We start from the raw sequence: 9276 nt of genomic DNA, 5'->3' as shown, positions 1-9276 counted from the left end.
CTTCTTTGTTGCATCTATATCGAATCGAAGGAGGATGCTGCTGCCAGGCCGCAAGTGAAAGCAGGAGATGTTCAAGCGGATCCGATGGATCCGTCCGACCTTTTCGATTTTGGATCACCTATGCCTTCCTACAGGCGGGCTGGTGTTTTCTCCCTTTCTGATGGAAGCGGCAGCTGCACGGTTTTTTCGATCGCAAACCGCGGCCGCCGTTTCACCTCTTGATAAATTTTGCCGATGTATTCCCCGATGAGGCCGAGGCTCATGAGCACCAGCCCGCCGATGAACCAAACGGAAATCATGAGCGACGTCCAGCCCGATTCGGCGTGTCCAAGCCATTTGACGATCAGGGCGTACAGCCCGGCCGCACCGCTCGTGAGAAAGGCCAAAAACCCGATGAGCGTAATGGCGCGAATCGGTGCGACGCTCAAGGACGTGATGCCGTCAAAGGCGAAGGCGAGCATCTTTTTGAGCGGGTATTTCGACTGTCCAGCCCACCGCTCATGCCGGTCGTAAAAGACGCACGTCGAGCGGAAGCCGACGAGCGGAACCAACCCGCGCAAAAAGAGATTGACTTCCGTGTAACGGCTCAGTTCATCGAGCGCCCGCTTGCTCATCAGACGGAAATCGGCGTGGTTGTAAATCAGCTCGATTCCGATGGCCCTCATGAACCGATAAAAGGCTTGGGCGGTCGTACGCTTGAACCACGTGTCTGTCTTTCGGCTCCGCCGCACGCCATACACGATGTCATACCCTTCGCGGTATTTTTGCACAAATTCGCGGATCGCCTCCACATCGTCTTGCAAATCGGCGTCAATGGACACGGCACAATCGGCGTACGCGCGAACGGTTTCGAGCCCAGCGAGCAGCGCCCGCTGATGGCCGACGTTGCGAGCGAGTTTCACACCGGAGACAAACGGGTTGCGCTCGCTTTCTTCTTCAATGAGCGCCCATGTCCGGTCGCGGCTGCCGTCGTCGACAAAAACGATATGGCTGCCGATGGCGACCGCTCCTTCTTCGAGCAGCTGCTCAAGCAAAGCGGTCAGCCGCCGGGCCGTTTCCGGCAACACNTCTTCTTCGTTGTAGCATGGGACGACGATGGCTAACAATGGTTTGTCCACCATGTTTCTTGCCTCCCTTTCACTCCACTTCGTATACATAAATTTTCCAGACTGACTGTCGATCGGTGAACGCCCGCAAGAAGCGGAGATGGATGTCGCGGGCGTTCATGATCGGGACGGAGGAAAAAATGTACTTGCCGCCAAGCTGTTTGAACGCCTTTGTGTCGATCTCGAAATGACGAATGACTTTATGCGAGCGTTTCGTGAACATGTAATGTTTCCCGAGCTCTGCCGAAAACAAATAGACGCGGTTGCCCCAATGGTCGAAATAGTCTTTCAGCACTGGGCTTTTGTCCAATTCTTTGGCAATGATGCGGCGAAACTTCCGCTTATACGACAACGGGTAAAAATTGTTGTACGTATCGAGCGTATAAAACCCGTTGTATTGAGCGATGGCCGGGTGAAGCCCAACGCTGGCAACGCGGTAGGACGATACCGGCTTGCCGATGTATTGCTTGATTTTGGTAAATAAATGTTCGGAATAAAACTGCTCGAACGACGGCGTGCCAGCGAGGCGATAGCGGATTTCCTCGTTAAACCCGCCAAGCAAAAGCAGCTGCAGCGCCAAGGCGATCGGCACGAGGCGCCGCCATGCGGTCCGTTCCTTGGCTAAGATTTGCAAGGCCAAGGCAAAATCGACGTAAATGACCATCGGCCGCAAAAAATGGAAGCGGGCGAAATTGAACGTATTCAAAAGTGAAATCCGTTCTTTCAGCGGCTGCCACCCTTTGTAAAACCAAAACGCATACCAAGCCGATAAGGCGATGTTCAACCAAAACAGCAAAAGGAAGCGCCGCTCCAATGACCCGCGCTGACGGCGGCGCAAAACGAGAAAAAACGCCGCCCAAAGCACCGGCAAGATGATCGGCCCATGGACGGTCATCACATGCGTATGGCCGAGCACATAGTTTTTCAACGTTAAACGAAGGCAGTGGACGAAGCTGAGCCGCGAGGAGAGGAACTCGTTCCGGCTCGTCGGTTCGCCGCTGAAGACAAGCGAGTACACGAGGCGGTACTCGATGGCCAAAAACAAGCTTGTCATCAGGGCGATCGCGGCGAAAAACCGCTTGTTCCACTGCTTGCGGACAACGCCGTCAAACAGCCACACCGCCGCCATCGCGGCGAGGAAAAAGAAAAATCCGAGCACAAAGCTGGCGTAAAACGGAAGCAAGATGATCGCAAGCCATTCTTTCCATGTCGCTTCTCCGTTGCGGATCGACAGAAACGCCCAAAGCGCCAGCGGCATGCCGAGCGTGCTTAACATGCCGGACGGCCAAAACGGTGTCAGCGCAAAAGCAAGCGCCGCCCCGACGCGAATGAGCCATGATTCCGGTGAAGGCAAAAAGTGGCGCCTGAGCAGCCAATACATACCCAAAAAGGCGAATACCCTCGTGATTGTCTGGCTGAGCGCGTACGCCGCCATGGAGGGAAACAAAGCGTGCAGCCACACGATGCNGCTGAATTCTGTGCCGAAGGCGTTGCGCGGCAACCCGTTGATCACTTGCGGGATGACGGCATCGATTGGGCCAAATAGTTGGCCGCTGCGAACGAGCACGCGATACCAGGCGATGTTCGAATCCATATTGTCGTGCACGCGAATATGGGCGTGTTCGCCTAACATGTACAGCGGAGAAAGGTAGAGAGCCAATACGATGAACGCGATGGCGACCGCTTTTCGTTCTCTTTGTTCCATCTCGCGCGCCCTCCTTTCCCATACGGGAAGATTGCACAACATGGTCCATTATAAACCGCTGCGATTAAAAAAGCATAAAAAAATTGTAAAGAAGTAGTGAAGGGGGAGAAAAAGGGGAAAGAAGCAACCAAAAAAACACCCTGCGTCAAGCAGGGTGGATGGAACCATTAGGCAAACAACCCCATCACCCGCCCAAGGCCGCGCCGTTTCTGTTTCGTCTCTTCCGGTGTTTCATGGGAGGAAGGCGGCCGATTGTTCAGCTGCTGTTCAAGGCGGGCGACAAGCTGCTCCAACGCAGTGAGGCGGGCGACGATTTCTTCCATTTCTTGGCGGTGATGCAACAGTTGAATGGAGACGATGTCATCTGCTTTTTGCTCCAGTTGCCGTTCAAGCTGGTCCAAGCGCGAGGAGACGCGGGCGATTTCGGGTTCGATCGATTCATGTAAGGCGTCAATAGGAATGTTGTTCCGCAGCGGCGTCGGAGGGCGTTTCGGGGTCGGCGGCGCTTCCATGGCGGCGCCTTGTTCAAATTTGACCCGTTCGAGCAAGGCGACTGTTTTTTCATCAAACAAGTAGTGGCCGGCCTCGTTTCTCCGCAACGGAATGTTGTATTTGCGCACCCAGCGCTGGATCGTTTTCGGCGATACACCAAGGCGAATAGCGACGTCGGACGTTTTCAATTCCATCGTTTCACTCCTCCTTGTTTCGTCTTGTTTATCCTTTTTCCTCTGCATCTTTGAAAATCCTTCCCAGCCGACAAAACTAGTGTTGATTCGGCAAAGAAAGTGGAAAACAGCGAAGATTCGCCATTGGCGAAAAAAGATGGCTGTGGGCATGGGAATTGGCCATGCCATTTGGTAGAATAGAAGATAAAGAATGATGAACGACGCAAGGGGTGAAGCGGATGGCAACATGGTGGCTGGAATGGCTTGAGGGCGTCGCGTCGGTTTGGCGGCAGCCGCTTCTTTATTATGGCGCCGCGCTCGCTTTGGCCGTCGGTTGGCGGCGGGTGAAGCGGGAGCGCCGCGATTTTCATGTGCGCGTCTACAGCCTATGGCAAGAGTGGCGCGGGCTTTGGACGAAGGGATGGATGGCTGGAGCGATGTTGTCGGCGGCGGCCGTCGGCATCGGGATCGCGGTGCNGCAGGAAGCGGTTTGGACGGTGACGGTGCTGACGGTGCTCTTTAGTTTGACGATGGAAGCGCGGTTGCTGTCGCCTGCTTATACGGTTGGCGGCGCGCTTCTCGTGCTCGGTTTGGCGGAGCGAAGCAGCGCGTTGTCCCGATGGCTTCCCGATGGCATGGCGGCCGCGCCCGCTTTGGCGGTGTGGCTTGCGTTGCTTTTGCTTTCGGAAGGATGGCTCATCATTCGCACGCGAAACGAGGCGGCCTCGCCGCAGCTTGCGAAAAGCAAGCGAGGGATGACGGTCGGCCTGCAATGGACGCAGCGTCTTTGGTTTGTGCCGGTTGTGCTGCCCGTATCAGGCGGCGCGCTGCCTCCGGCTTCCTGGTGGCCGCTCGTTTCGACGGGAGACAGCTATTCATTTTGGCTCGTGCCGTTTCTTCTCGGCTTTTCCCAGCGCCGCCAGCACATGCTGCCGGCGGAAGCGGCGCGCGCGGAGGGGCGGCTTGTTGTTCGGCTGGCGTTCGTTGTCGCCCTGTTGGCCGCTTCCGGTATATGGTATCCACCGCTCGCGGTGGCGGCGGGGGCTATGGCCATCATCGGCCGCGAATGGATNGCGTTTTCCGGGCATCGCGCCGACCGCGCCCGCCCGCCCCGCTTTGCCCGCCATCCGCACGGCTTGGTGATTGTCGGCGTGCTTCCCGGCTCGAAAGCGGAAAAAATGGGGCTTTCGATCGGAGAAGTCATCATCAAAACAAACGGCGCCCCGGTGCGGAGTGAAACCGAGTTTTACGAGGCGCTCCAACGCAACCGCGCGTTCTGCAAGTTGGATGTCGTCGGACATAACGGCGAAGTCCGTTTCGTCCAAGGGGCGCTCTATGAGGATGAGCATCATGAACTCGGGCTGCTGTTCGTCCGTGATCGGAACGCATCAGCGTCTGAAGCTGTTTCGTAAAGGAGAATGGATCATGTGGTTTTTGGCGGCACTCATCATTCCGTGCTTATTGGTGCTGTTGTTTGCGCGGGTGACGTACAATCGGTACATTGCTGTGCTGTTGACGACGGCGCTGCTTGTCGCTTCCTACTTGAAAGGCTATACGGATGAGCTGCATGAAATCGTCGCTGACATTGCATCGACGATCGCCGGCTTTCTTTGGGCCGGCCGCATGCTCGACTATCTGAAGCAAAAATGAAGCGGCGTTGTCGGTTCAACCGTCTGTTTTTGGAAAAAGGCATCGTCGGCTGAACCTCGGATTGTCGAAACGGAACGGAGCGAAGACGCGGACCTTGGGCATGAATGGGTCCGCTTTTTCGCGTTTTTCGGTGCGAAGCGATGGAAAACGCTGAGTGGATTGGTACGAATATGAGTTCGCATTTTTGATGCATGGATCATCACGATGTGATACAATGGGGAAAGATGGTACGAAGGAGGAGGCGAAACGGTGGAGGGCCGTTTTCAATTAGTGGCGCCATACGAACCGCAAGGCGATCAGCCGCAGGCGATCGCCAAGCTCGTTGACGGCCTGCGCCGCGGGGTGAAGCATCAAACGCTGCTTGGGGCGACGGGGACGGGCAAAACGTTTACGATCTCGAACGTGATCGCCCAAGTCAACAAACCGACGCTTGTCATCGCCCACAACAAAACGCTCGCTGGCCAATTGTACAGCGAGCTGAAAGAGTTTTTCCCGCACAACGCCGTCGAATATTTTGTCAGCTATTACGATTACTATCAGCCGGAAGCGTATGTGCCGCAGACGGATACGTACATTGAAAAAGACGCGAAAATCAACGATGAAATCGACAAATTGCGGCACTCGGCGACATCAGCCTTGTTTGAGCGCCGGGACGTGATTATCGTTGCGAGCGTGTCGTGCATTTACGGTTTAGGGTCGCCGGAAGAGTACCGCGAACTGGTCGTATCGCTGCGCGTTGGGATGGAGATCGAGCGCAACGCGTTGCTTCGGCGGCTTGTCGACATCCAATACGACCGCAATGACATCGATTTTCGCCGCGGCACGTTCCGCGTCCGCGGCGATGTTGTCGAAATTTTCCCCGCGTCGCGCGATGAACATTGCATCCGCGTCGAATTTTTCGGCGATGAAATCGAGCGCATCCGCGAGGTGGACGCCTTAACCGGCGAGGTGCTCGGCGAGCGCGAGCATGTCGCCATTTTCCCGGCGTCGCACTTCGTGACGCGCGAGGAGAAAATGCGGCTCGCCATTCAAAACATCGAACAAGAGCTTGAGGAGCGGCTTGCCGAACTGCGCGCGCAAGGAAAGCTCTTAGAGGCGCAGCGGCTTGAGCAGCGGACGCGCTATGACCTTGAAATGATGCGCGAGATGGGCTTTTGTTCCGGCATCGAAAACTACTCGCGCCATTTGGCGCTGCGGCCGCCAGGCTCGACGCCGTATACATTGCTTGACTATTTTCCGGACGATTTTTTGATCATCGTTGATGAGTCGCACGTCACCTTGCCGCAGCTGCGCGGCATGTACAACGGCGACCGGGCGCGCAAGCAAGTGCTTGTCGACCACGGCTTCCGTCTGCCGTCGGCGCTTGACAACCGGCCGCTCACGTTTGAAGAGTTCGAGCAAAAAATCAATCAAATTATTTACGTCTCAGCGACGCCGGGGCCGTATGAGCTTGAACACAGCCCGGGCGTTGTCGAACAAATCATCCGCCCGACCGGGCTTCTCGACCCAACGATCGACGTCCGCCCGACGAAAGGGCAAATCGACGATTTGATCGGCGAAATTCGCGAGCGCGTCGAGCGGAACGAGCGGACGTTGGTGACGACGCTGACGAAAAAGATGGCGGAAGATTTGACCGATTATTTGAAAGAAGCGGGGATCAAGGTGGCGTATTTGCATTCGGAAATTAAGACGCTCGAGCGCATTGAAATCATCCGCGATTTGCGGCTCGGCAAATACGATGTATTGGTCGGCATCAACTTGCTTCGCGAAGGGCTCGACATCCCAGAAGTGTCGCTTGTCGCCATTTTGGACGCCGACAAAGAAGGGTTTTTGCGCTCGGAGCGCTCGCTCATCCAGACGATCGGCCGGGCGGCGCGCAACGCGAACGGCCATGTGATCATGTACGCCGATACGATCACGAAATCGATGGAAATCGCCATTCAAGAGACGAAGCGGCGCCGCGCGATTCAAGAAGAGTACAACCGAAAGCACGGCATCGTGCCGCGCACGGTGAAAAAGGAGATTCGCGACGTCATCCGCGCGACGTATGCGGCGGAAGAGACGGAGATGTACGAGGCAAAGCCGGCGGCAGCGATGACGAAACAAGAGCGGGAAGAGCTGATTCGAACGCTCGAAGCGGAAATGAAAGAGGCGGCCAAAGCGCTCGACTTCGAGCGGGCCGCCCAGCTGCGCGATATCATTTTCGAATTGAAAGCGGAAGGGTGATGGCCGGATGAACGGAATGGATAAAATTGTCGTCAAAGGGGCGCGCGCCCACAACTTGAAAAACATTGACGTCGAAATCCCGCGCGGCAAGCTCGTCGTCTTGACCGGGCTGTCCGGGTCGGGGAAGTCGTCGCTGGCGTTTGATACGATTTACGCGGAAGGCCAGCGCCGCTACGTCGAATCGCTGTCGGCGTATGCCCGCCAGTTTTTAGGGCAGATGGAAAAACCGGACGTCGATGCGATTGAAGGGTTGTCGCCGGCCATTTCGATCGATCAAAAAACGACGAGCCGCAACCCGCGCTCAACCGTCGGCACGGTGACGGAAATTTACGATTATTTACGGCTGCTGTTCGCCCGCATCGGCCGCCCCATTTGCCCGACGCACGGCATTGAAATCCAATCGCAGACGATCGAGCAAATGGTCGACCGGCTGCTCGCTTACCCGGAGCGGACGAAAATGCAAATTTTGGCGCCGATCGTCTCGGGAAAAAAAGGGACGCACGCCAAGACATTGGAGGATATTCGCAAACAAGGGTATGTGCGCGTCCGCATTGACGGCGAGATGCGCGAGTTGACGGAGGACATTGAGCTGGAAAAAAACAAAAAACATTCGATTGATGTCGTCGTCGACCGCATCATCATCAAAGACGGCATCGCCGCCAGGCTTGCCGATTCGCTTGAGACGGCGCTGAAGCTCGCCGACGGCAAAGTGGTCGTTGACGTGATCGGCGAGGGGGAGCTCTTGTTCAGCGAAAAGCACGCTTGTCCGTACTGCGGCTTTTCGATCGGGGAGCTTGAACCGCGTCTGTTTTCGTTCAACAGTCCATTCGGCGCCTGCCCGGACTGCGACGGGCTCGGGGCGAAGCTCGAAGTGGATCTCGATTTGGTCATCCCGAACGATGAGCTGACGTTAAAAGAACACGCCATCGCTCCGTGGGAGCCGCAAAGCTCGCAATATTACCCGCAGCTGCTCGAAGCCGTGTGCCGCCATTACGGCATCCCGATGGACGTGCCGGTCAGAGATTTGCCAAAAGAGCAGCTCGATAAAATTTTGTACGGCAGCGGCGGGGAGCCGATTTACTTCCGCTATACGAATGATTTCGGGCAAGTGCGCGAACAATACATCGCATTTGAAGGCGTCATTCCGAACGTCGAACGCCGCTATCGCGAGACGAGCTCGGACTACATCCGCGAGCAGATGGAANAGTATATGGCGGAACAACCATGTCCGACATGCCAAGGCTACCGGCTGAAAAAAGAAAGCCTGGCCGTCCTTGTCGGCGGCAAGCATATCGGCGAGGTCACCGCCATGTCGGTGACCGAGGCGCTCGCCTTTTTTGACGGTCTCGAGCTGACCGAAAAAGAAGCGCAAATCGCCCGCCTTATTTTGCGTGAAATTCGCGACCGGCTCGGCTTTTTGCAAAACGTCGGCCTCGACTATTTGACGCTCAGCCGCTCGGCAGGAACGCTCTCCGGCGGCGAGGCGCAGCGCATCCGCTTGGCGACGCAGATCGGCTCGCGGCTGACGGGGGTGCTGTACGTGCTCGACGAGCCGTCGATCGGGCTTCATCAGCGCGACAACGACCGGCTGATCGCGACGTTGAAAAGCATGCGCGACCTCGGCAATACGCTCATTGTGGTGGAGCACGACGAGGATACCATGCTGGCCGCGGACTATTTGATTGACATTGGTCCGGGGGCGGGCATCCACGGCGGCGAGGTCGTCGCCGCCGGCACGCCGGAAGAAGTGATGAACGACCCGAACTCGCTCACCGGCCAGTATTTATCGGGGAAAAAATTCATCCCGATTCCGGCCGAGCGTCGCCGTCCGGACGGACGTTGGCTTGAGGTCGTCGGCGCGCGCGAGCATAACTTGAAAAACGTATCGGTGAAAATCCCGCTCGGCACGTTTGTCGCTGTCACC

General features: G+C 56.6%; 6 protein-coding genes and 6 pseudogenes. 7 read left to right on the top strand and 5 right to left on the bottom strand.

Translation table 11 applies throughout. The features are described 5' to 3' along the window. Nucleotides 1–128: 128 nt before the first annotated feature. The 5 genes and pseudogenes from VU18_RS13545 to VU18_RS13535 form a co-directional block, all read right to left on the bottom strand. Nucleotides 129–1067 (bottom strand): annotated as a pseudogene (locus VU18_RS13545) (glycosyltransferase family 2 protein); the annotation flags it as partial. Nucleotide 1068: 1 nt separating this feature from the next. Beyond that, on the bottom strand, nt 1069–1157 hold an 89-nt coding region (locus VU18_RS21150; RefSeq protein ID WP_255351097.1), incomplete at its 3' end, for a hypothetical protein. Next, nucleotides 1138–2573, bottom strand: a pseudogene (locus VU18_RS13540) (DUF6044 family protein); the annotation flags it as partial. The pseudogene VU18_RS13540 and the gene VU18_RS21150, both read right to left, overlap by 20 nt. A 1-nt stretch (nt 2574) precedes the next feature. Continuing rightward, on the bottom strand, nt 2575–2811 hold a 237-nt coding region (locus VU18_RS20560; RefSeq protein ID WP_236687408.1), incomplete at its 3' end, for a DUF6044 family protein. A 167-nt stretch (nt 2812–2978) separates the two neighbouring features. After that, entirely contained in the window at nt 2979–3497 is a 519-nt protein-coding gene (locus VU18_RS13535) for a MerR family transcriptional regulator (protein WP_042381720.1), read from the bottom strand. A 218-nt stretch (nt 3498–3715) separates the two neighbouring features. Here VU18_RS13535 and VU18_RS20555 point away from each other — a divergent pair. From VU18_RS20555 to VU18_RS20535, 7 genes and pseudogenes are all read left to right on the top strand, one after another. After that, nucleotides 3716–3953, top strand: a pseudogene (locus VU18_RS20555) (PDZ domain-containing protein); the annotation flags it as partial. Nucleotide 3954: 1 nt separating this feature from the next. After that, a pseudogene (locus VU18_RS20550) lies at nt 3955–4548 on the top strand (PDZ domain-containing protein); the annotation flags it as partial. Between the two features lies 1 nt (nt 4549). Continuing rightward, on the top strand, nt 4550–4888 hold a 339-nt coding region (locus VU18_RS20545; protein WP_236687407.1), incomplete at its 5' end, for a PDZ domain-containing protein. 13 nt (nt 4889–4901) lie between these two features. After that, on the top strand, nt 4902–5126 hold the full coding sequence (locus VU18_RS13525; RefSeq protein WP_011232557.1) for a CsbA family protein: 225 nt from the start codon (nt 4902–4904) through the stop codon (nt 5124–5126). A 249-nt stretch (nt 5127–5375) separates the two neighbouring features. Beyond that, nucleotides 5376–7352: an excinuclease ABC subunit UvrB gene (gene uvrB / locus VU18_RS13520; RefSeq protein WP_021321647.1), complete on the top strand. Its 1977-nt coding sequence runs from the start codon at nt 5376–5378 to the stop codon at nt 7350–7352. A 7-nt stretch (nt 7353–7359) separates the two neighbouring features. Next, nucleotides 7360–8556 (top strand): annotated as a pseudogene (locus VU18_RS20540) (excinuclease ABC subunit UvrA); the annotation flags it as partial. A 1-nt stretch (nt 8557) separates the two neighbouring features. Further along, nucleotides 8558–9276: pseudogene (locus VU18_RS20535) on the top strand (excinuclease ABC subunit UvrA); the annotation flags it as partial.

The organism is Geobacillus sp. ZGt-1 (assembly GCF_001026865.1).
GTDB lineage: Bacteria > Bacillota > Bacilli > Bacillales > Anoxybacillaceae > Geobacillus > Geobacillus thermoleovorans.
The sequence above is the reverse complement of the archived record's forward strand: the minus strand, read 5'-3'. Positions and strand labels throughout refer to the sequence as shown.